The sequence below is a fragment of the Microbispora sp. CA-102843 genome (genome assembly GCF_050936215.1).
Classification (GTDB): Bacteria; Actinomycetota; Actinomycetes; order Streptosporangiales; family Streptosporangiaceae; genus Microbispora.
On record NZ_JBNJNF010000001.1, the window covers coordinates 3,163,156 to 3,183,381 of the forward strand.

At 70.9% G+C, this 20,226-nt stretch carries 18 protein-coding genes; 13 read left to right on the top strand and 5 right to left on the bottom strand.

The genetic code is table 11. The features are described 5' to 3' along the window. Positions 1 to 75: 75 nt before the first annotated feature. The 5 genes from ACQEVJ_RS14925 to ACQEVJ_RS14945 are packed head-to-tail and all read left to right on the top strand — an operon-like array spanning position 76 to position 5,079. A complete protein-coding gene (locus ACQEVJ_RS14925) occupies positions 76 to 1,371 on the top strand; it encodes an ABC transporter substrate-binding protein (protein ID WP_433101236.1) in 1,296 nt (431 codons plus the stop codon). A gap of 2 nt (positions 1,372 to 1,373) precedes the next feature. After that, positions 1,374 to 2,327 carry a carbohydrate ABC transporter permease gene (locus ACQEVJ_RS14930; protein ID WP_433101238.1) on the top strand — a complete coding sequence of 318 codons (954 nt, stop codon included), beginning with the start codon at positions 1,374 to 1,376 and terminating at the stop codon, positions 2,325 to 2,327. Continuing rightward, positions 2,324 to 3,169: a carbohydrate ABC transporter permease gene (locus ACQEVJ_RS14935; protein ID WP_433101240.1), complete on the top strand. Its 846-nt coding sequence runs from the start codon at positions 2,324 to 2,326 to the stop codon at positions 3,167 to 3,169. The genes ACQEVJ_RS14930 and ACQEVJ_RS14935 overlap by 4 nt, the downstream gene beginning before the upstream one ends. Positions 3,170 to 3,193: 24 nt before the next feature. Beyond that, complete coding sequence (locus ACQEVJ_RS14940) at positions 3,194 to 4,195, top strand: SIS domain-containing protein (protein WP_433101242.1); 1,002 nt, start codon at positions 3,194 to 3,196, stop codon at positions 4,193 to 4,195. Next, positions 4,192 to 5,079, top strand: coding sequence for an N-acetylglucosamine kinase (locus ACQEVJ_RS14945; protein ID WP_433101244.1), 888 nt, complete (start codon positions 4,192 to 4,194; stop codon positions 5,077 to 5,079). Before ACQEVJ_RS14940 ends, ACQEVJ_RS14945 begins: the two co-directional genes overlap by 4 nt. 64 nt (positions 5,080 to 5,143) lie before the next feature. Here ACQEVJ_RS14945 and ACQEVJ_RS14950 read toward each other — a convergent pair whose 3' ends face one another. From ACQEVJ_RS14950 to ACQEVJ_RS14970, 5 genes are all read right to left on the bottom strand, one after another. Continuing rightward, positions 5,144 to 6,418: a cellulose-binding domain-containing protein gene (locus tag ACQEVJ_RS14950; RefSeq protein WP_433101246.1), complete on the bottom strand. Its 1,275-nt coding sequence runs from the start codon at positions 6,416 to 6,418 to the stop codon at positions 5,144 to 5,146. A 232-nt stretch (positions 6,419 to 6,650) separates the two neighbouring features. Next, complete coding sequence (locus ACQEVJ_RS14955) at positions 6,651 to 7,805, bottom strand: cellulose-binding domain-containing protein (protein ID WP_433101248.1); 1,155 nt, start codon at positions 7,803 to 7,805, stop codon at positions 6,651 to 6,653. A 439-nt stretch (positions 7,806 to 8,244) separates the two neighbouring features. Continuing rightward, positions 8,245 to 9,426 carry a cytochrome P450 gene (locus tag ACQEVJ_RS14960; protein ID WP_433112736.1) on the bottom strand — a complete coding sequence of 394 codons (1,182 nt, stop codon included), beginning with the start codon at positions 9,424 to 9,426 and terminating at the stop codon, positions 8,245 to 8,247. A gap of 128 nt (positions 9,427 to 9,554) precedes the next feature. Beyond that, positions 9,555 to 10,643: a M20 family metallopeptidase gene (locus ACQEVJ_RS14965; RefSeq protein ID WP_433101250.1), complete on the bottom strand. Its 1,089-nt coding sequence runs from the start codon at positions 10,641 to 10,643 to the stop codon at positions 9,555 to 9,557. Positions 10,644 to 10,662: 19 nt separating this feature from the next. Continuing rightward, on the bottom strand, positions 10,663 to 11,685 hold the full coding sequence (locus ACQEVJ_RS14970) for a LacI family DNA-binding transcriptional regulator (protein WP_433101252.1): 1,023 nt from the start codon (positions 11,683 to 11,685) through the stop codon (positions 10,663 to 10,665). A 206-nt stretch (positions 11,686 to 11,891) separates the two neighbouring features. Between ACQEVJ_RS14970 and ACQEVJ_RS14975 the strand changes: the two genes are divergently transcribed. From ACQEVJ_RS14975 to ACQEVJ_RS15010, 8 genes are all read left to right on the top strand, one after another. Then, positions 11,892 to 12,872 carry a substrate-binding domain-containing protein gene (locus ACQEVJ_RS14975; protein ID WP_433101254.1) on the top strand — a complete coding sequence of 327 codons (981 nt, stop codon included), beginning with the start codon at positions 11,892 to 11,894 and terminating at the stop codon, positions 12,870 to 12,872. Positions 12,873 to 12,889: 17 nt separating this feature from the next. Further along, a complete protein-coding gene (locus tag ACQEVJ_RS14980) occupies positions 12,890 to 13,669 on the top strand; it encodes an ATP-binding cassette domain-containing protein (RefSeq protein ID WP_433101256.1) in 780 nt (259 codons plus the stop codon). Next, entirely contained in the window at positions 13,666 to 14,691 is a 1,026-nt protein-coding gene (locus ACQEVJ_RS14985; protein ID WP_363640191.1) for an ABC transporter permease, read from the top strand. Before ACQEVJ_RS14980 ends, ACQEVJ_RS14985 begins: the two co-directional genes overlap by 4 nt. Then, the gene (locus ACQEVJ_RS14990; RefSeq protein WP_433101258.1) at positions 14,688 to 15,758 is read left to right on the top strand and encodes a phosphotriesterase family protein; all 1,071 of its coding nucleotides are present in this window, start codon (positions 14,688 to 14,690) and stop codon (positions 15,756 to 15,758) included. Before ACQEVJ_RS14985 ends, ACQEVJ_RS14990 begins: the two co-directional genes overlap by 4 nt. Before the next feature lie 34 nt (positions 15,759 to 15,792). After that, entirely contained in the window at positions 15,793 to 16,542 is a 750-nt protein-coding gene (locus ACQEVJ_RS14995; protein WP_433101260.1) for a glutamine amidotransferase, read from the top strand. A 1-nt stretch (position 16,543) separates the two neighbouring features. Next, positions 16,544 to 17,485 carry a nucleoside hydrolase gene (locus tag ACQEVJ_RS15000; RefSeq protein WP_433101262.1) on the top strand — a complete coding sequence of 314 codons (942 nt, stop codon included), beginning with the start codon at positions 16,544 to 16,546 and terminating at the stop codon, positions 17,483 to 17,485. 41 nt (positions 17,486 to 17,526) lie between these two features. Further along, positions 17,527 to 18,480 carry a ribokinase gene (locus ACQEVJ_RS15005; RefSeq protein ID WP_433101264.1) on the top strand — a complete coding sequence of 318 codons (954 nt, stop codon included), beginning with the start codon at positions 17,527 to 17,529 and terminating at the stop codon, positions 18,478 to 18,480. Positions 18,481 to 18,797: 317 nt separating this feature from the next. Next, entirely contained in the window at positions 18,798 to 19,988 is a 1,191-nt protein-coding gene (locus ACQEVJ_RS15010) for a hypothetical protein (RefSeq protein ID WP_433101266.1), read from the top strand. Positions 19,989 to 20,226: the final 238 nt, after the last annotated feature.

Consider the following 20,226-nt stretch of genomic DNA (forward strand, 5'->3'; position numbering starts at 1 on the left):
ATCCTTTCGTACCTGCCCTTGACATATCCTAGCCCACTTCGTTAGGTAAATGACCTAACTAACTGGAGGCTGGTTATGCACTCGATCTCACGCCGGAGGCTCCTGAGCCTGCCGCTGGTCCTCGGCGCGGCCGCGGTCCTGCCCGGTTGCGCCGTGTCCGGACCTTCCCGCGGCAGTGGTGGCTCCTCGGGCCCCGTCACGCTGAACGCCCTGTTCATGAAGCAGGCCAGCTACAGCGAAGAGGACACCCGCGGGATGCTCGCGGCGTTCCAGAAGGCCCATCCGGACATCACGGTCCAGCCGACCTTCGTCGCGTACGAGGCCCTGCACGACAAGATCGTCATCTCGGCGCCGGCAGGCACGTACGACGTCGTGCTGATCGACTGCATCTGGCCGGCTGAGCTGGCCAGCAAGAACATGCTGCTCGACGTCACCGACCGCTACGAGCAGGCCTGGCTGGACGACATCCTGCCCGGCACGCTCGGCTCCATCACATACAAGGACCGCAAGTACGGGATGCCGTGGATCCCCGGCGGGAAGCTCTTCTTCTACAACACCCGGATGCTGAAGGACGCCGGCGTCGACGAGTCGGCCATGTCCACCTGGGACGGCGTGCTCGAAGCCGCCAGGACGTTGAAGGCCAAGAAGGTCGTCGAGCACCCGCTGGTGTGGAGCTGGGCGCACGCCGAGGCGATGATCTGCGACTACGCGCAGCTCCTCGGCGCGTTCGGCGGCCGTTTCCTCGACGACGCGGGCAAGGCGGCCTTCCACCAGGGCGGCGGGCTGCAGGCGCTGGAGTGGATGAAGCGCACGCTCGACGAAGGGCTCAGCGCGCCCTCGTCGACGAAGCTCCTGGAGGACGACGTCAAGAAGGTCGTCGTCCAGGGCGACGCGGCGATCGCGCTCAACTGGGACTACATGTACAGCGAGTCCAACGACCCGAAGCAGTCGAAGATCGTCGGAGAGCTGAAGCCCGCGGTCAGCCCCAAGGGGCCGGGCGGTCAGTGGCCGTCGGTCGACGGGTCGATGGGCCTGTCGGTCACCGCGACCTCCAAGCACCCCGACGCCGCGTGGCAGCTCGTCGCCTTCCTGTGCGGGAAGGAGAACCAGCTCCAGTACGTCGAGAGGTCGCTGCCGGTGTGGGACAGCGCCTACGAGGACCCGAAGCTCACGGGTGGGGCGCAGGCGCCGCTGGTGGCGGCCGACAAGGCCCAGTACGGCTCGCTGATCGAGCGCCCCCAGGTCGTGCAGTACAACGCGGTGAGCCAGGAGATCCAGGCCGGGCTGCAGTCCTGCCTGGTCGGCGGCACACCCGCGGCCCAGGCGCTCTCCGACGCCGCGGCCAAGGTCGACCGCATCATCGGAGGCTGACCGTGTCCCTGACAGCGCGACGCCCCACAGGTGCGCCGCCGACGGCGGCCGGGGCGCGGCCGCGCAGGGGGAAGGTCGAACGGCAGTGGCCGCTCGCCCTGGCGCTGCTGGCCCCGGCGATGATCGTCGTGTTCGGCGTCGTCCTGTATCCCATGGGCCGCACGCTGGTGCTCAGCCTCGTCGACGCCACCTCGGCACTGCAGACCGAGTTCTCGTTCTCGGGGCTGTCGAACTACACGGCGCTGCTGTCCAACTCGGAGTTCTGGGCCACAGTGTGGCGCACCGCGGTGTTCACCGTCTTCTCCACGGCGGTGGAACTCGTGGTCGGCCTGCTGCTCGCGCAGTTCCTCAACCAGCGCATCCGCGGGCAGTGGTTCTTCCGCAGCCTCGTGGTCCTGGCCTGGGCGCTGCCCACCATCGTCAGCGCCAACATGTGGCGGTGGATCCTCCACCCCGAGTACGGCGCGCTCAACGGCCTCCTCATGCACCTCGGCCTGCTCGACTCCTACAAGGACTGGATCGGCGGCCCGACGCAGGCGCTCTTCGTGGTCGCACTGGTCGACGCCTGGAAGACCACGCCCCTGGTGGCGATCCTGCTGCTCGCCTCGATGCAGACCATCGGCGACGACGTCTACGAGGCGGCGGCCATGGACGGCGCCGGGGCGGTGCGCCGGTTCCTGTCCATCACGATCCCGATGCTCAAACCGGCGATCGCGGTGGTCCTGGTGCTGCGCACCATCGAGGCGTTCAAGGTCTTCGACATCATCTACATCATGACCAGGGGCGGCCCCGACTCCGGGACCACCACGATCGCCTTCTACACCTATCTGCAGGCGTTCTCCAACCAGGAGTTCAGCCTCGGCTCCGCGGCCGCCTACCTCACCGTGGTGTTCATCTTCGTGCTGTCGCTCGTGTACCTGCGCGTGCTCCGTACCGATTCGGGGGGAACGGCGTGAGACCCTCTCGCTTCTACCGCCCCGCGATGTACCTGTGCGGCGCGCTGCTGGCCGTCGTCGTCCTCGGGCCGTTCGCCCTGCTGCTGCTCGCCAGCGTGTCCCCGCAGGCCGGCCTGCTCGGCAAGCCGCCCGACCTGTGGCCGGACTCGCCCACACTGGACCGCTACGCGGCGATCTTCACGCAGGCGGCGGGCGGGGTCGCGGGCGACTTCCGCGTGGCCCTGGTCAACTCGCTGGTCGTCGCCGGATGCAGCGTCGCGGTGAGCCTGGTGACCGGCGTGCTCGGCGCCTACGCGTTCGCGCGGCTGCGGTTTCCCGGGCGCAGGCTGGTGCTGTTCGTCTTCATGCTGACGTACATGATGCCGCCGCTGGCCCTCGTGGTGCCCATGTACATGACCGGCGCCACGCTCGGCCTGCTCGACACGCGGACCTCGCTCGTCGTGGTCTACTGCTCCTTCACCACGCCCTTCGTCCTGTGGCTGCTGTCCGGCTACTTCCGCGCCCTGCCGGCCGAACTCGAGGAGGCCGCCCGCATCGACGGGTGCGGCCGGGTCGGCGCGCTGGTGCGGGTGGTGCTCCCGGTGGCGCGTCCGGGCCTCATCTCCGCGGGGCTCCTGGCGTTCCTCATGGCGTGGGACGAGTTCTTCTACGCGCTCATCTTCACCTCGTCCCCGGCGTCGAAGACGGTTCCCGTGGCGCTGGCCGAGTTCACCGGCCGCTACAGCCTCGACTTCGGCCTGATGGCCGCGGGCGGCCTGCTCGCCGCCGTGCCGCCGGTGCTCATCGCGCTGATCTTCCAGAAGCACATCACCCGCGGGCTGGCCGCGGGTGCTGTCAAGTAACCCTCGGTTTTGAGAGAAGGTTCGATGTCCCACGACATCTCCATGTCCGAAGCGCTCGACCGGCAGCCCGAGGCGCTGGCCTCCGCGGTGCGCACCCTGCGCGAGCAGCTCACGGGCTCCTGGCCCGCGCCGCGCCGCCCGCTGTTCGTGGCCATGGGCGCCAGCCACGCCGCGCTCGCGGCCTGCGTGCACCAGCTGCGCGCGTACGGCATCTGGGCGAGCAGGGCCGGATACGGGGAGATCCCGGCGTCCATCCCGGCCGCCGACGTCGACCTGGTGGCGGGGGTGTCCCAGTCGGGACGCAGCGCGGAGACGATCGACGGCCTGCGGGAGGTGGAGGCGGAGCGGCGGCTGGCCGTGGTCAACATTGCGCAATCCCCGCTGGCCGAACTGGCGGGCACCGTGCTGAGCTGCGGGTCGGTGCCCGATTCCAAGGTGTCCACCTCCGGTTTCACCGTCACGCTCGCCGCCCTCGGGATGCTGGCCGACACGTGGGCGCTCGGCGCGCCGGCCGACTCCTGGGAGTCGCTGGCGGACCACCTGGACGAGACCGCCAGGCGGGCCGAGGACACCGTCGACGTCCTCGTGGAGGGTGTCGCGGACAGCGTCGCGGTCGACGTCGTCGGAGCCGGGGCGTCACTGACCGCCGCCGAGGAGGGCGCGCTGATGCTGCGGGAGGCCTGCCGGCTTCCCGCCACCGCGTACGAGACCCGGCAGTATCTCCACGGGCCGATGGAGTCGGCCGGCCGGACCGCGCACCTCGTCATCGGGGACGAGCGCGAGGCGGCGCTGGCCCTGCAACTGGCCGAGGCCGGCCACCGGGTTCTCTACGTCGGCCCGTGCGCCGCGTCGGTCCCGCAGGTGGAGGTCCCGCGGCTCGCTCCGATGGCCCGCGCGATCCTCGAGAACGGCGTCCTCCAGCGGCTCGTCGCCAAGGTGGCCGCCGCGCGGAACGTTCCGGTGGGCGAGTTCGTGTTCTCGATGGACGACACGAAGGTGGACGCCCTCACCGCGGAGACCGCATGAGTCGCGTCGCCGTCGGCGTCGACGTGGGCGGGACGAAGACCCACTGGCGTGCGGCCGGGGAGGAGGGCCTCGTCGCGGACCGCGTCGTGCCCAGCGACCTGGGGTCGGACATGGGCGACCTGGCCGAATGGCTGGTGTCGGACCTGCGCGAGTGGGGGGTGCCGTACGACGCCCTGGGCGTGGGCGCGCACGGATGCGACAGCGCGTCCCTGTGCCGGAGGCTGCGGGATCTGCTGAGCGCGAGGCTCGCGGTCCCGGTGCGGGTGGTCAACGACGCCCACCTCCTGCCGCACGCGGCCGGCGTCCCGGGGGCGATCGGCGTGATCGCCGGCACGGGGTCGGTCGCCGCGGGGACGGGCCCCGGCGGCGAGCCCCTCCTCGCCGGGGGCTGGGGATGGGCCCTCGGTGACGAGGGATCGGCCGCCGGGCTCGTACGCGAGGCCGTGCGCGCCACCTGCCTGCGGTACGACGCCGGCCTCCCACCGGACGAGCTGGCGCGGGGCCTGCTCGCGGCCTTCCACGTGGACGAGGTGCCGGGGCTGTCGCACGCGCTGACCCGATCGCCCAGTGCGGAGGAGTGGGGCCGTCACGCTCCCGTCGTGTTCCGGGCGGCGTGGCAGGGATCGGGCGTCGCGCTGCAGGTCGTCGAGGAGGGGGGACGGGCGCTGGCGAAGCTGGTCGAGACGCTGATCTCCCGTGGGGCGTCGGCCACGGCGGTGGTCGCGGCGGGTGGGGTGCTCACGACGCAACCCCGGCTGTTCACCGCCCTGGCCGACGCGCTGGGGAAGAGCCACCCGGACCTCCCCGTCATGCTGCTCGACGCCGACCCGGTGGACGGCGCGGTGCGGCTGGCTCGGGAGCTCCTCGCCACTCCGCCGGCCTGACGGCCCGCGGGCGGGAGCGGCGTGTCCGGCCGCTCCCGCCCCGAACCTCGGCTCATGGACGGCGTCAGTAGCCGTACCGGCTCTTGAGGTGGCGCCACCAGTCGCGCAGCATCCACTTGTCGAACTCGGTGATCTGGGTCGCGGAGCCGGCGTTCATGATGAAGCAGCACACGCCGGTCGGCGTCCAGTCGTAGAAGTCGTCGAGCCCGAATCCGTGGCCTATCTCGTGCAGGAGGATGTGGATGTTCTCACTGTCGAGCGCCCCCACGTAATACTCGCTGCCGATCCGCTGGCCCCAGTCGCCGCCTGCGCCGCCGGTCATGCCCGCGGTGAGCCACAGGGACATGTCGTAGTGGTGCGCCGCGCCGCCCGGGCAGCCGGAGTAGTCGCCGTTCTGGTGGAAGAACCGGCCGCAGGGCGGGCTGCACTGCGGCGCGCCCTCGTTGATGTTCCCCACGTAGACGTCGACCGAGTTGTCGGTCCACTGCAGCTGGTTCCGGTCCCGTACGGCCCAGCCGACGACCTTGACGTTCACGTCCGGGTACGGCCAGCCGTTCCAGCCTTCGAGCTGGTCGATCCACTTGTTGAACGAGCGGGCCAGGCTGGCCTGGATGCGGTCGCGCAGGGAGGCCGACACGGTGGCGGAGGAGTCCCACCGGACGCAGTAGTTGATGCTCCCGCGGCCCGCCATGATCTGGTCCCAGATGTAGTTCTTGAACCCGTACAGGTCGGTGTACGTCGTCTCCTCGTGCCGCCACACCTCGTTGAGCGGGGTGACGAGGTTGGCCGGCGGGTTCCAGGTGGTGCCGCCCGGGCTCGGCGTGGGCGACGGGCTGGGAGAGCGGGTCGGCGTGCGGGACGGGGACGGCGAGGGGGTGCGGCTCGGCGTCGGGGACGGGCTGGGCGTGCTGCTGGGGGTGGGGGACTGCGCGACGCCGGTGCAGGCCGCGCCGTTGAGGGTGAACGCCGACGGCTTCGGGTTCGTCCCCGACCACGTGCCGTTGAAGCCGAGGCTCACGGACGAGCCCTTGGCCAGGGCGGCGTTCCAGTCCATGCTCTTGGCCGTCACGTTCTGCCCGCTCTGCGACCAGGTCGCCGACCAGCCGTCGGTCACCTTCTGCCCGGTGCTCGGGAAGGTGAAGCCGAGCGTCCACCCGTTGACCGGGTCGCCCAGGTTCTGGATGGTGACGGAGGCGGTGAAGCCGCCCGCCCAGTCGTTGGTGCTGTACGTCACCGTGCAGGCGACGGCGGCCCCGGCGGGGGTCGCCGTTCCGAACGCCAGCGTGGCGCCCATGACGAGGACGGACACCATCCCCAGGAAGAGCCGAGTCGGTCGCATCACCATGTCCTTTTTGGCCGAGGAGAAAGGGGCACGCAACAATAGGCATCGCACGGGTTTCCTGGAAAGGACGCGACCACAGAAGCCGGGGAAACGCGAAACCCGTGATGTATATTTCATTTTCCACAGGGACCGGATTTTGTTTCGGCCTCCCGAAAGGAAACGGGGCGGGTGCCGATATCCGGACGGCGACGGGGCGGCGCGCCGCCGGCCGCGCCGCCCGCGCCGGTCGTCAGGAGAGGAAACCTCCGTACGGACCGTTGAGAATGGCGTTCTTCTGCGCCTGGCTGAAGTGACAGTTCGGGTAGTCGTAAAGGGACGCCGACATGCACGTTCCGTCGGTGGACGTGGCGTCGGGAAGGCCGAACGCGTGACCCAGCTCGTGCACCATGCCGCCGTACCACCGGTTCATCGCGCCGTTGAGGCCGGCCGCGCCGTCGGCGTCGTGACCGCTGAGGATCACCCAGCCGTTGCCGCCGCCGCCACCCGCGCCGTCGCCTTCGGCGCTGACCTCGCCGACGTTGATCCATCGGCTGTCGGGCGCGCCGAGGCCGAACTTGCGGCGCAGTTCCTCCTGCATGTTGCACACCGCCCACCAGTACTTGTCACCGCACTTCGGGGTGTTCTCGTACCAGCTGCGCTGCTGGTCGCCGTTGACGACCTCGACGACCGTGCTGTTCAGCGTGAACGTCTTGCCCAGCTCCTGCTTGAAGAAGCGCTGCGCCTCCTGCACGACCTTGGCCATGCCGTCCGGGTAGCGCTGGTCGTACGCCACGTCGGAGGGCTTGAGCCAGAAGACCCGCACCGTCCGAGCCGGGGGAGTGGCCGGCGAGGGCGACGCCGAGGGCGACGGCGACCGGGACGGTGACGCGGACGGCGACGGCGACGGCGACCTGGACGGCGACGCGGACGGTGACGCGGACGGTGACGGTGACTTGGACGGGCTCACACTGGGGGAGGCGGTCGTCCCGCCGGTGCAGGCGACGCCGTTGAGCGTGAACCCGGCCGGCACCGGGTTGGCGGCGTTGTTCCAGGTGCCGTTGAACCCGAACGAGGTGCTCGCGCCCGTCGCCAGGGAGCCGTTGTAGCTCACGTTGGCGGCGGTCACGGCGCTGCCGCTCTGCGTCACGTTCGCGTTCCACGCCTGCGCGACGGTCTGCCCCGCGCCGAAGGTCCAGCGCAGGGTCCAGCCCGAGACCGGATCACCGAGGTTCGTGATCGCGACGTTGGCGCTGAAGCCGCCGCCCCACTGCGAACCGACGGTGTAGGTGACCTGGCAGGCGGCCGAGGCGGCGTGTGCCGCGACCGTGGTCCCTACGGCGGCGCCGGCCAGGCAGGCGGCCGTGGCCAGGGAAGTCAGGACTGCGCGTAATCGCCGTTGATGCATCTGATGCCTCCATCGCGGACGCCGTGGTTCACGAATTCGCGGTTCGGCCACGCCCGCCCGCCGTCGGCGCTTCGCAGGCCGGAGGGGAGTCCGGCCGCCTTCAGGCGATACGCACTCGCGCGACGGCGAGGAGATCACGATGAATGCGTTCTCACGCGCCGGGCCACAAAGTTGTGAACGTTAACAACCGCGTACGGTGACGAAAGCGATCCCGCCCTGTCAATAGGCCGCCCTGGAATTCTCTGAGCACGTGGGAAAACGCGCCCCGTGGTGGAAAGTTTCAGAGCGAGGCGTCGAGAACCGATTGCTCGAGCGGTTTGGCGCATTCACGCGCGAGGCGGGCGCTTGACCGCCGTCTCAAGGCATGGTGAGCAGCCGCCCGCCGTTCAGCGGGAGAAGTGCCGGACGGCGGACGGGTGCTTGGCGGTGAGCGGGACCCCTACCAGGTGATCGGCATCGTGGTCAGGCCGTGTACGACGGTGAGGGTGCGGAACAGGGGTTCGCCCGCCGGTCGCAGATTGGGGAACCGGCGCAGCAGGGCGGGGAACGCGATTCGCATCTCCATGCGGGCCAGGGGAGCACCGAGACAGTGATGGACGCCGTGCCCGAACGCGACGTGGCCGATGGCATCCCGGCGGATGTCCAGGTCGTCCGGGTTCGGGAAGAGCCCCGGGTCGCGGTTGGCGGCGGGAAGGGAGCAGATGACGGTCTCGCCGGGGCCGAGGGTCCGATCGCCCAGCCGGACCTCGGTCGTAGTGATCTTGACTGTTCCGGAATGGACGATGCTCAGCCACCGCAGCAGTTCCTCGACGGCGGCGTCCACACGGTGCGGCTCGTCGCGCAGCAGCGTGAGCTGGCCGGGGTGCCGCAGCAGGGCGAGTGTGCCCAAAGACAGCATGTTGGCCGTGGTCTCGTGCCCGGCGAGCAGCAGCAGGCTGCCGATGCCGGCGAGTTCGGTGTCGCTCAACTCGTCGCCGTGCTCGCGTACGAGCATCCCGAGCAGGTCCTCACCGGGATCGTTCCGGACCGTCTTGATCAGGCCCGCGATGTACGCCCGGGCCTCCGACGCCGCGGCCGCGCGTTCGTCCGGAGCCAGGGACACGTCCAGGATCCGCTTGGACGTCCCCTGGAAGCCGGCCCGGTCGGCGTACGGCACGCCCAGCAGTTCGCAGATCACCAGGGAGGGAACCGGGAGGGCGAAGTCCGTCACCAGATCGGCGGGCGGTCCGCCGCGCTCCATGGCGTCCAGATGGTCGTCGACGATCTGCTGGACTCTGGGCTCCAGGCGGCGCATCCTGCGGACGGTGAACTGGGCCGTGAGCATCCGGCGCAGCCGGGTGTGCTCGGGCGGGTCGGAGCCGAGCAGGTTGCCGGCGCGCATCTCGGCGGCCTCCTCCGCGCTGGGCGGCGGCGCGCCGGGCGGCCGGAGCGGAGGCACGAGGGCGTTGCTGTACAGCTCGGGATGGCTCAGCACCGTACGGACATCCTCGAACCTGGTGACCAGCCAGGCGTCGGTGCCGAACACGGTGCGGATCCGGGCGACCCCCTCGTCGTTCCGCAGTGCGGAGAGCTCTGGGGCGGGATGGAATCCGTCCCGTCGCAGGTGCAGGGGCGGGGACATGTCGCGCACGCGACCTCCTCGGGTCACCGGCAGTTTGATGATCGCCTTGCCACATTCCGACGATAACTGCCCGGTGTCCGCCGTGGACGGTCGTGACGCGACTGTGTCGCCTGGGGCCTGTCACATGATCAGGCGAATCGCCCGAGGGCGGCGGTGTAGATCTCGACGGCCTCCTCGATCCGATGGACCAGGCAGTACTCGTCGGTGACGTGCGCCTGCTCGGGCTCACCCGGGCCGCAGATGACCGTCGGCACCCCGCCACAGGCGGCGGCGAGGATCGACGCGTCGGTGAAGTAGCTGGCCGCCGGGCGGTCGCCGGGGGCGCCCGCCCCCGCCTCGACCAGTGCCCGTACGAAGGGCTCGTCCGGGTCGGTCCAGATCGCGGGCAGGTCCACGAGCACGCCGAGGGCCGCCTCGTCACCGAGCGCGGCCTGCAGCCGCTCGCGGAGCCGTCCGTGGTCCTGGCCGGCGACGGTGCGCAGGTCGATGGTCGCGGCGGCCAGGTCGGGCACCGAGTTCACGTTGATCCCGCCGTGCACCGTCCCCACGTTCACCGTGGGCGGGCCGAGCCAGGGGTGGTCCGGCACCCCGGTGTCGAACCTCTCGACGGCGCCGATCACGCGGGCGAGCTTGTAGATCGCGTTGTCGCCCAGGTGCGGCATCGAGCCGTGCGCGGTCGTGCCCCGCGTGGTGGCCTCCAGCCAGAGCGCGCCCTTGTGCCCGAGCAGCACCCGGTTGGCGGTCGGCTCGGCCACCAGCAGGGCGCGCGACCTGCCCACCAGGTCCGCGGCGACCATGCCGGCCGCGCCCTCGCAGCCGGTCTCCTCGCCCACGGTGAAGACCATCTCCAGTGCGGCCTTCGGCCCGGTGCGGCGCACATGCCGCTCGGCGGCGACCACCAGCGCGGCGACGCCGGCCTTCATGTCGCTCGAACCGCGCCCGTACAGGCGGTCGCCGTCGATCTCCGCGCCGTGCGGCGCGTGCCGCCACGGCTGCCCGCCCAGCGGCACCGTGTCGAGGTGCCCGGTCAGCGTCACCGGTTCGCCCGTACCCCAGCGGGCGACCAGCCCGGTGCGGCCGGGCGCGTGCTCGTGCGTCCGCACCGCGAAACCGGCGTCCGACAACCGTCTCGCGAGCGGGCCGGCCACCGCGGCCTCGCCCCCGCCCACCGAGTCGATCCTGATCAGCTCGCGTGTCAGCTCGACCGCCTCGTTCACGCGGACTCCCTTCCCTCTCTTACTCCGCTGTGCCGGCCGCCGTCGCCACCGGCCGGCTGGTCTGCCGTACGACGAGCCTCGGAGCGATGGCGATGCGCTGCGCGGGCCGGGGGTCGCCTGCCTTGACCTGGCCGAGCAGGCGCACGGCCTCCGCCGCCATCTCCTCCACCGGCTGGCGCACGGTGCTGAGCGGCGGATCGCACATCGTCGCGTGCCCCACGTCGTCGAACCCCACCACGACGACGTCCTCGGGGACGCGCGCCCCGCCGAACCGCAGCGAGCGCACCAGGCCCACGGCGATCTCGTCGTTGGCGCAGACGACCGCGTCCGGCAGCGGGCCGGCGTCGAGCAGCACGCGCCCGGCCTCGACGCCCCATTCGAGGGTGAACTCGCCCAGCAGCGGCGGCAGGACCTCCACGCCGGCCCGCGCGGCGGTGCGTTCGAACCCGCTGAGCCGCGACCGGGCGGAGGAGCTCACCAGCCGGCTGCCCGCGAAGACCACGGAACGGGCCCCGCCCGCGATCACGTGCTCGACCGCCAGGGTGACCCCGGCCTCGTCGTCCACGCCCACCCAGTCGGCCCCGCCGCCCTCGATGTAGCGGTCGACCTGCACCAGCGGCACCCGGCGGGCCGCGTCCAGCACCGCCGGGACGCTGGCCTCGATGTCGCACGGGCTGATGATCAGCCCGTCCACGCGCCGGGCCAGCAGGGTCTCCAGCCTCAGGGCCTCGACCTGCGGGCTGTACTGGGACGCGCACAGCAGCAGGTCGGTGCCGGAGTTCTGCAGCTCGCGCTCCACGGCCTCGACGATCGTGGTGAAGAACGGGTTGCCGATGCCGGGGACGACCATGCCGATGGTGCCGGTGGTCTGGTCGCGCAGCGCCTTGGCCACCGCGTTCGGCTGGTAACCGAGTTCGGCGGCGGCGCGCGCCACCCGCTCGGCGACCTCGGGCGTGACCTTGCGCCGCCCCGAGAGGGCACGGGAGGCCGAGGCCACGGAGACGCCGGCCGCTCGTGCCACGTCGTGAATCGTCACGCCCATCGTGTAATCGATTTCCCTTGATCTTTACCAACGATCGACCTTGCCGACCGTTGCGATGCCAGGATCACACGGAACGATAGAGGTTCTGTGAGGAAACTGCACCTTGACGGTGCTTTTTTGGTCCCACTAGCATGCCCGAAACTCGGGTAATCGATTACCCGAACGATCTCACTCCTTCCCGACGGCCCCCCGAAAGGCTCACTCTCATGGCGCGATCCACGAGACTCATCCGCCTGACAGCGGCGACGACGATCCTGGCCACCGGCCTGCTGGCGGCGGCCTGTGGAAGCTCGGACGACTCCGGCTCCTCCGGAGGCTCCGGCGGAGACCGGCCGCGGGTCGGGCTCGTCCAGATCAACCAGCAGGCGATCTTCTTCAACGAGATGAACGCCGGCGCCCAGCAGGCGGCGAAGGAGGCGAACGTCGACCTCACGGTCTTCAACGCCAACGACGACCCGGCCAAGCAGAACGAGGCCATCGACAACTTCGTCCAGCAGCAGTTCGACGCGGTCATCGTGGTCGCCATCGACGTCGAGGGCATCAAGCCCGCCGTGAAGATCGCTAAGGACGCCGGGCTGAAGGTCGTCGCCGTGGACGCGATCGTCGACTCGCCCGCCGTGGACACCCAGGTGGGCGTGGACAACGCGGCGGCGGCCCAGCAGGCGGGCGACTTCGTCAACAAGTGGGCCCAGGCGCAGGGCCTGACCGCGCCGAAGATCGGCGTGGTGGGCGCACTCAACTCCTTCATCCAGAACATCCGCAAGGACGACTTCAACAAGACCGTCGAAGGCGCGGGCGCCAAGATCGTGCAGACGGTCGACGGGCAGAACAAGCAGGAGGCCGCGATGACGGCCGCGGAGAACCTGCTCACCTCCCGCTCCGACATGAACATCGTGTACGCCACCGGAGAGCCGGCCCTGCTCGGCACGGTCGCCGCGGTGAAGTCGCAGAACGCGGGCGACCGGGTCAAGGTCTTCGGCTGGGACCTGACCAAGGAGGCCATCGGCGGCATCGACGCCGGCTTCGTCGCCGGTGTGGTCCAGCAGGACCCGAAGACCGAGGGCTACGAGGCCGTCAAGGAGGCCAAGGCCCTGGTCGGCGGCGCCCAGGCCAAGAAGAAGATCGACGTGCCCGTGACGATCGTGACCAAGGACAACGTCGACCCGTACCGCGCCACGTTCAAGTGAGCGGCGAAGGGACTCGCATGACGGACCAAGAGACGGGTCGCGTTGACCGGGTGGTCATGCGCGACATCCGCAAGCGCTACGGAATGGTCGACGCGCTGCGCGGCCCGACGCTGCGCGTCGGCCCTGGAGAGGTGGTGGGGCTCGTCGGCGACAACGCGGCCGGCAAGTCCACCCTCATGAAGGTGCTGGCCGGCGCCGTCGTGCCGGACTCCGGCGAGATCGTCTTCGACGGCCGGCCGGTCTCCTTCGCCAGCCCGAAGGACGCCCGCGAGCTGGGCATCGAGATGGTCTACCAGGACCTCGCGCTCTGCGACGACATCGACGTGGCGGGGAACCTGTTCCTCGGCAGAGAGCCGCGCAAGGCCGGCGGGATGATGCTCGACCTGCGCAAGATGCACGCGGACGCCCGGCGCCACCTGGACGCGCTGAACATCCGGATCCCGCTGACGGACATCCCCGTCGGAGGGCTGTCCGGCGGCCAGCGGCAGGCGGTCGCCATCGCCCGGGCGGTGACCTTCGGGCCCAAGCTGCTCATCCTCGACGAGCCGACGGCGGCGCTCGCCGTCGCCGAGGTCGAGACCGTCCTCGAACTGATCAAGACGGTCTCGGCCAAGGGCGTCTCGGTGATCCTCATCACGCACCGCCTGCAGGACCTCTTCCGGGTCTGCGACCGGCTGTGCGTCATGTACGAAGGCACGCTCAGGGCCGACCTGGACGCCAAGAACACGAGCCTCGAACGGCTCGTGTCCGAGATCGTCGCCCACGACGAGGGAGACAAGGAGGGGAGGCGACGGTGACCCCCACCAAGACCGGAACCAGCCACGGGACCAGCCAGCGGGTCGTCACCACCAGGTCGGCACGGGCCAACGCCCACATCGGCCGGCACGCGCAGACGATCGCGATCGCGGTCGTGCTGGTGGTCCTACTGATCTTCTTCGCGTTCTCCGCCGACCGGTTCGCCACGACGGGCAACATACTCAACCTGTTGCGGCAGATCGCCCCCACGCTGGTCGTCGCGACCGCGATGACCTTCGTGATCAGCACGTCCGGCATCGACCTGTCGGTCGGCTCCACGGTCGCGTTGTCCGGGTCGCTGCTCGCGATCGTGCTGCAGCACGGGTGGAACCCCACCCTCGCCCTGGTCGCGATCCTCGCGCTCGGCGCGCTGCTCGGGTTCGTGAACGGATGGTTCTCCTCCTACCAGAACATCCCGCCGTTCATCGTCACGCTCGCGATGTTGTCGATCATGCGGGGTACGGCGCTGCGCGCCACCGAGGGCTACTCGACCCCCATCGACGGAGACCTCTGGATCGTCCAGATCGGCCAGGGCCGCATCGCCGGGGTGCCCGTCCCGGCCATCCTCGCCGTGGTCGTCGCGCTCGTCGGCTGGTTCGTCCTCACCCGGACGCCGTTCGGCCGCTATGTCATCGGCCTCGGCTCCAACGGCGAGTCGCTGCGCCGCACCGGTGTGAACACGCGGAAGATCGGGCTGACCGTCTACGTGCTCACCGGCCTGGCGGCGGCGATCGCGGGCGTGCTGATCGCCACCCGCCTCAGCTCCGGCTCGTCCAACGCCGGCACCGGCTTCGAGCTGGAGGTCATCACCGCCGTCGTGCTCGGCGGCACCAGCCTCTTCGGCGGCCGGGCGAGCATGCTCGGCACGATCCTCGGCGCGCTCACGCTCGGCGTGATCGCCAACGGCCTGGTGCTGCTGCACGTCTCGCCGTTCTACGTGCAGATCGTCCAGGGCGCCATCCTGCTGCTGGCCATCTTCGCCAACAGCAAGGTGTGGGCGAAGTTCGGGGCGATACGGAAATGACCTCCGCAGCCCGGCCTCCGGCCGTGACGACGGTGCTCGGCCCGGTGTCCCCCGACGACCTCGGGATCACCCTCTGCCACGAGCACCTGCGCAACGACGGCGCCCGCGCCTGGCACCCCGCGCCCGAGGGCGACGCCGAGGGCGAGCTGGTCGCCCGCGACCCCGTGCGGATCGAGTTCCTCGGCAGGCTCAGGCACGACCCCTACCTCTCCCGCGACAACGTGTCGCTGGACGACACGCAGACCGCGATCGAGGAGGTGCGCAGGTTCGCCGAGCGCGGCGGGCGCACGCTGCTGGAGGTGACCCCCGAGGGGATCGGGCGGGCGCCCGCCGAGCTGGTCGCGATCGCCCGCGCCACCGGGCTGAACGTGGTCATGGGCTGCGGGTTCTACCTGGAGAAGACCCACCCCGCCCGGGTCCGCTCGATGACCTCGGCGGACGTCGCCGACGAGATCGAGCGCGACCTGACCGAAGGCGTCGACGGGGGCGTGGACGGCGTTCGCGCAGGCGTGATCGGCGAGATCGGCGTCTCGCCGGACTTCACCGCCGAGGAGGAGAAGGTGCTGCGCGGCGCGGCCCGGGCGCAGGCCCGCACCGGCGTGCCGCTCTCGGTCCACCTCCCCGGCTGGGTGCGGCACGGCCACCGCGTGCTCGACGTCGTGGCCGAGGAGGGCGGCCTGCTCGGCGCCACCGTGCTGTCGCACCTGAACCCCAGCGGGGCGGACCGCGACTACCAGGTGTCCCTGGCCCTGCGCGGCGCCTACCTCGGCTACGACATGTGCGGCATGGACTACCTCTATCCGGGCGAGGGTCAGTCGCCGTGCGACGAGGAGAACGCCGCCGCCGTGGCGTGGCTGGTCCGCGCCGGGCTCGGGCACCGGGTCCTGCTCTCCCAGGACGTGTTCCTGAAGACCATGCTCGTCCGCTATGGCGGGACCGGCTACGCCCACATCCTCACCCACTTCGTCCCGCGCCTGCACCGGCACGGGCTTACCGCCGACGACACCAGTCGGCTGCTCGCGGACAACCCGCGCGAGCTCTTCCTCGCCGCCGCGCGCGGCCACTGATCATCACACCCCTGAAGAGAAGGAGACGATTTCCATGACCCGCGTGCTGGTCGCCGGCGAATCGTGGGTGAGCGTGTCGACCCACTACAAGGGCTTCGACGCGTTCACCTCGACCACCTACCACACCGGAATCGATCCGCTGCGGGACGTCCTGGTCGCCGACGGCATCGAGGTCGACCACCTGCCCGCGCACGACGTGCCCGCGTTGTTCCCCGGCACGCCCGAGGCGCTGGCCGCCTACGACGTGATCGTGCTCTCCGACATCGGGGCCAACAGCATCCTGCTGCACCCGGCCACCTGGCTGGCCAGCGAGAAGACCGTCAACCGGATCGACCTGCTGGCCGACTGGGTGGAGCAGGGCGGCGGCCTCGCCATGGCCGGCGGCTACCTGAGCTTCCAGGGCTTCGAGGCGAAGGCGGCCTTCGCCGGCACGGCGGTCGAACGGGTGCTCCCCGCCCGGATCTCCCGCTACGACGACCGCGTCGAGACCCCGCAGGGCGTGCCCGGTGTGCTCGCCGACGACGCGCACCCCATCGTGGCCGGACTTCCCGCCCAGTGGCCCGACCTGCTCGGTTACAACCGGTTCGCGCTGCCCGAGGACGCGACGCTGCTCGCGACCGTCGCCGGCGACCCCCTGCTCGCCGTACGGCAGGCCGGGGCCGGGCGCACGCTCGCCTGGGCCTCCGACATCGCGCCGCACTGGTGCCCCGACGAGTTCGTCTCCTGGGACGGCTACCGCACCCTGTTCACGCGGGCGGTCCGCTGGCTCGCGAAGGAGATCTGACATGCCGATCCCGGTGATCCTCGACTGCGACCCCGGGCACGACGACGCCATGGCCATCCTGCTCGCGGTGGCCAGCCCGGCGATCGACCTGCGCGCGGTCACGACGGTCGCGGGGAACCAGACGGTGGAGAAGACCGCGCTCAACGCGCGGCGGATGCTGAGCCTCGCCGGCGTCACCGGCGTGCCGGTCGCCGCCGGCTGCGACCGCCCGCTGACGGCGCCGCTGGAGATCGGCGACTACGTGCACGGGGAGAGCGGCCTGGACGGCCCGGCGTTCGGGGAGCCGAGCGTCCCGCTCGACCCCCGGCACGGTGTGGACCTCATCCACGACACGCTGGCGGCCGCCGCCGAGCCGGTGACCGTGGTGGCCATCGGCCCGCTGACGAACATCGCCACGCTGCTGCGCCGTCATCCGAAGGACCGGGAGCGGATCAGGGAAGTCGTGATCATGGGCGGCTCGACCGATCGCGGCAACCACACGCCGTACGCGGAGTTCAACGTGTACGCCGATCCGGAGGCGGCGGCGGAGGTGCTCGGCAGCGGCGTGCCGACGACGTGGGTCGGGCTCAACGTCAGCCACCAGGCGCTGGTGACCGCCGACGTGCTCGCCAGGATCGAGGCGCTCGGCACCCCGCTCGCCCGCGTCTGCGTGGAACTGCTCACGTTCTTCGGGTCCACCTACCACGAGACCTGGGGGTTCCCCGCTCCGCCGCTGCACGACCCCATCACGGTGGCGTACCTGATCGATCCCTCGGTCCTGACGTACGAGCGGGTGGGCCTGCGGATCGAGCTGGACGGCCCGCACACTCGGGGGGCGACCGTGGCCGACCTGCACCGTCGCATGGACTGGGAGCCCAACGCGAACGTCGGGATCGGGCTGGACCGCGACCGGTTCTGGGATCTCATGATCGGCGCGATCGAGACGCTCGGCCGGGCCTCCTGAGCGTCGCCGTAGCACTGACAGCCTGAAACAGGAGGAACGTCATGGAACCGCAAGGTGTCGTCGTCGTCGGGAGCATCTCCGCGGATGTCACCGCCTTCACCCGCCGCCTCCCGCGCCGGGGAGAGACCGTTCTCGGCGACGACGTCACCTTGGTCCTCGGCGGGAAGGGCGCGAACCAGGCGGTCGCCGCCGCCCGTGCGGGAGCGCCCACCTGGCTGGTCGGCTGCGTCGGCACGGATCCGTTCGGCGAGATCGTCTCGTCGGCGCTGCGCTCCCACGGCGTGGCGTTGACGGAGGTCCGCACCGTCGGCGACCGTACGGGCGTCGCGCACATCAGGGTGGACGCGTCGGGCGAGAACGACATCGTGATGACTCCTCTCGCCAACGCGGACCTCAGCGCCGCGATGGTGGACGAGAGCATCCGGGCCGTGCGCGACAAGGCGAGCGTGCTTCTCCTCCAGCTCGAGATCCCCGCCGAGGTCGCCTGTCACGCGGCCGAGGCGGGTGCGCGGGCCGGCCTGACCGTGGTGCTCGATCCCGCGCCCGCGCAGCCGCTGCCCGACCGGGTCTGGCCGCACGTCGCCGTCGTCACCCCCAACGAGAGCGAGGCCGGCGCGCTGACCGGGGTGGAGGTCGTCGACGTCGCGTCCGCGGAGCGGGCCGCGGCCTGGTTCCTCGACCGCGGCGTGCGGCACGCGCTCATCACGCTCGGCTCGGCCGGCGCCCTGTCGGTGACCCCCGAGCGGACACGGCACTTCCCTGCCTACCCCGTCACCCCCGTGGACACCACCGCCGCGGGCGACGCCTTCACCGGCTCCCTGGGCGCGGCCCTCGCGGCCGGGCTCGACACCGCCACGGCCATCCGCCGGGGGATGGCCGCCGGAGCCCTGGCGACCACGCTGCCCGGCGCCAGCCCCTCGCTGCCCGACCGGAAGGCGGTGGACGAACTGGTCGCCCTGCACGCCGTCACAGAACCGGACGATCGAGGCAGGTGAACGTCCCGGTCGCTCCGCCGACGTCATCTCCACCGGCGTCATCTCCAACACTGAGCCGCCGTTCTGCGGGGGTAAGCCCGGGGCGGCTGGCGTCGGCGGCGGAGAAGGGGGTCGTGCGAGAGCGCGCAGAGCAGTCGTGCAAGAGCGCGCAAAGCAGCCGTGCAAGAGCAGGCAAAGCCGCCTTCGGGCCGCCCCCGGCGGGCGTTAGCGTCTCGCCGACCCGTCGCGCCGCGCCGCTCCCCGCACGCGTGCGCGGCCGGTCGTCGTGACCGTACGGGGGCCGGCCGGGAACAGCCCGCCGCGACGAAGGGGCAGTCGTGAGACGAGCGCGTGGAACCGGTGCCGTGACCATGGTGCTGGCGATCATCGGAGGGTGCGCCCTCGCCGGTTGTGCGGCGCGGCTGCCCGCACCGCGCGCCGAGCCACCGGAGGCCGTGCCGTCGCGGGTCGCGAGCGCCCAGGCGTCCGTCCCGCCGTCGCCGCCCGCGTCTCTGGAGGCGAGGGGCAGGGATCAGGTCGACATCTACGCGGCCGACCGGCCGGGGATGCTCAGCCCCGTCGTCAGGGGTTTCCGCTCCCTCGTCTACGTGCCCAACAGCGAGAGCGGCACCGTCGACGTCATCGACCCGGAGACCTACCGGATCGTGCGGCACTTCACGGTCGGGGCGCTGCCCCAGCACGTGGTGCCGTCCTGGGACCTCAAGACGCTGTGGGTGAACAACAACCGGGGCAACTCCCTGACCCCCATCGACCCCCGCACCGGCAAGCCCGGCCGCCCGGTGCCCGTGGAGGACCCGTACAACCTGTACTTCTCGCCGGACGGCAAGTACGCGCTGGTCATGGCGGAGCGGAACAACCAGCTCGACCTGCGCGACCCGCACAGCATGAAGCTGCTGCGCTCGCTGTCGCTGCCCTGCCGGGGCATCAACCACGGCGACTTCACCGCCGACGGCTCGGTGTTCCTCGCGAGCTGCGAGTTCAGCGGCGACCTGGTCGTGCTCGACTGGAGTACGCCGAGCGTGATCCGGCACATCCACCTGGGCCACATGAGCATGCCGCAGGACGTGAAGCTGTCGCCCGACGGCACCGTCTTCTACGTCGCCGACATGGAACGGCACGGGGTGTGGCTGGTGGACGCGGCGACGTACAAGGTCATGCGGTTCCTGCCGACCGGCCGGGGCGCGCACGGCCTCTACGTCAGCCGCGACTCGCGCCGTCTGTACGTGTCCAACCGGGGCGAGGGATCGGTGTCGGTCGTGTCGTTCAGGAAGCGGAAGGTGGTGGACGTCTGGCGGATCCCCGGCGGCGGCTCGCCCGACATGGGCGGCGTGTCGGCCGACGGCACGAAGCTGTGGCTCAGCGGCCGCTACAACGGGGTCGTCTACGTCTTCGACACCCGGGACGGCAGAGTCCTCCGCACCATCCGCGTCGGCGAGGGCCCGCACGGGCTGTGCGTGTATCCGCAACCGGGCCGCTACTCACTCGGCCACACCGGCATCTTCCGCTGATCCGCACGTCCGGGGTGACGCCTCACCGGCCTCGCGGACGGAGTGAAACATTCAGCGGCCATGGCGGGATTTCGACCGGTTCGCCGTCGTCTCTGTCCTGGTCGTGGCGGAGCGGCGTTCCCAAGGTCCCCGGGGCGCGGTGTTTAACGCCCGGCCGGATCGAGGCTCGCGATCGCGGCGCTGGATCGGCTCGTGAATGCGGCAATACCCTCCGGGCACTCGGCACTCCTGCAACGGA

What these genes read in the sequence shown, in the direction of transcription:
- ACQEVJ_RS14925 (WP_433101236.1), top strand. Translation starts at nt 76, where the DNA reads ATGCACTCGATCTCACGCCGGAGGCTCCTGAGCCTGCCGCTGGTCCTC.
- ACQEVJ_RS14940 (WP_433101242.1), top strand. Translation starts at nt 3,194, where the DNA reads ATGTCCCACGACATCTCCATGTCCGAAGCGCTCGACCGGCAGCCCGAG.
- ACQEVJ_RS14945 (WP_433101244.1), top strand. Translation starts at nt 4,192, where the DNA reads ATGAGTCGCGTCGCCGTCGGCGTCGACGTGGGCGGGACGAAGACCCAC.
- ACQEVJ_RS14950 (WP_433101246.1), bottom strand. Translation starts at nt 6,418, where the DNA reads ATGCGACCGACTCGGCTCTTCCTGGGGATGGTGTCCGTCCTCGTCATG.
- ACQEVJ_RS14955 (WP_433101248.1), bottom strand. Translation starts at nt 7,805, where the DNA reads ATGCATCAACGGCGATTACGCGCAGTCCTGACTTCCCTGGCCACGGCC.
- ACQEVJ_RS14960 (WP_433112736.1), bottom strand. Translation starts at nt 9,426, where the DNA reads ATGTCCCCGCCCCTGCACCTGCGACGGGACGGATTCCATCCCGCCCCA.
- ACQEVJ_RS14970 (WP_433101252.1), bottom strand. Translation starts at nt 11,685, where the DNA reads ATGGGCGTGACGATTCACGACGTGGCACGAGCGGCCGGCGTCTCCGTG.
- ACQEVJ_RS14975 (WP_433101254.1), top strand. Translation starts at nt 11,892, where the DNA reads ATGGCGCGATCCACGAGACTCATCCGCCTGACAGCGGCGACGACGATC.
- ACQEVJ_RS14980 (WP_433101256.1), top strand. Translation starts at nt 12,890, where the DNA reads ATGACGGACCAAGAGACGGGTCGCGTTGACCGGGTGGTCATGCGCGAC.
- ACQEVJ_RS14990 (WP_433101258.1), top strand. Translation starts at nt 14,688, where the DNA reads ATGACCTCCGCAGCCCGGCCTCCGGCCGTGACGACGGTGCTCGGCCCG.
- ACQEVJ_RS14995 (WP_433101260.1), top strand. Translation starts at nt 15,793, where the DNA reads ATGACCCGCGTGCTGGTCGCCGGCGAATCGTGGGTGAGCGTGTCGACC.
- ACQEVJ_RS15000 (WP_433101262.1), top strand. Translation starts at nt 16,544, where the DNA reads ATGCCGATCCCGGTGATCCTCGACTGCGACCCCGGGCACGACGACGCC.
- ACQEVJ_RS15005 (WP_433101264.1), top strand. Translation starts at nt 17,527, where the DNA reads ATGGAACCGCAAGGTGTCGTCGTCGTCGGGAGCATCTCCGCGGATGTC.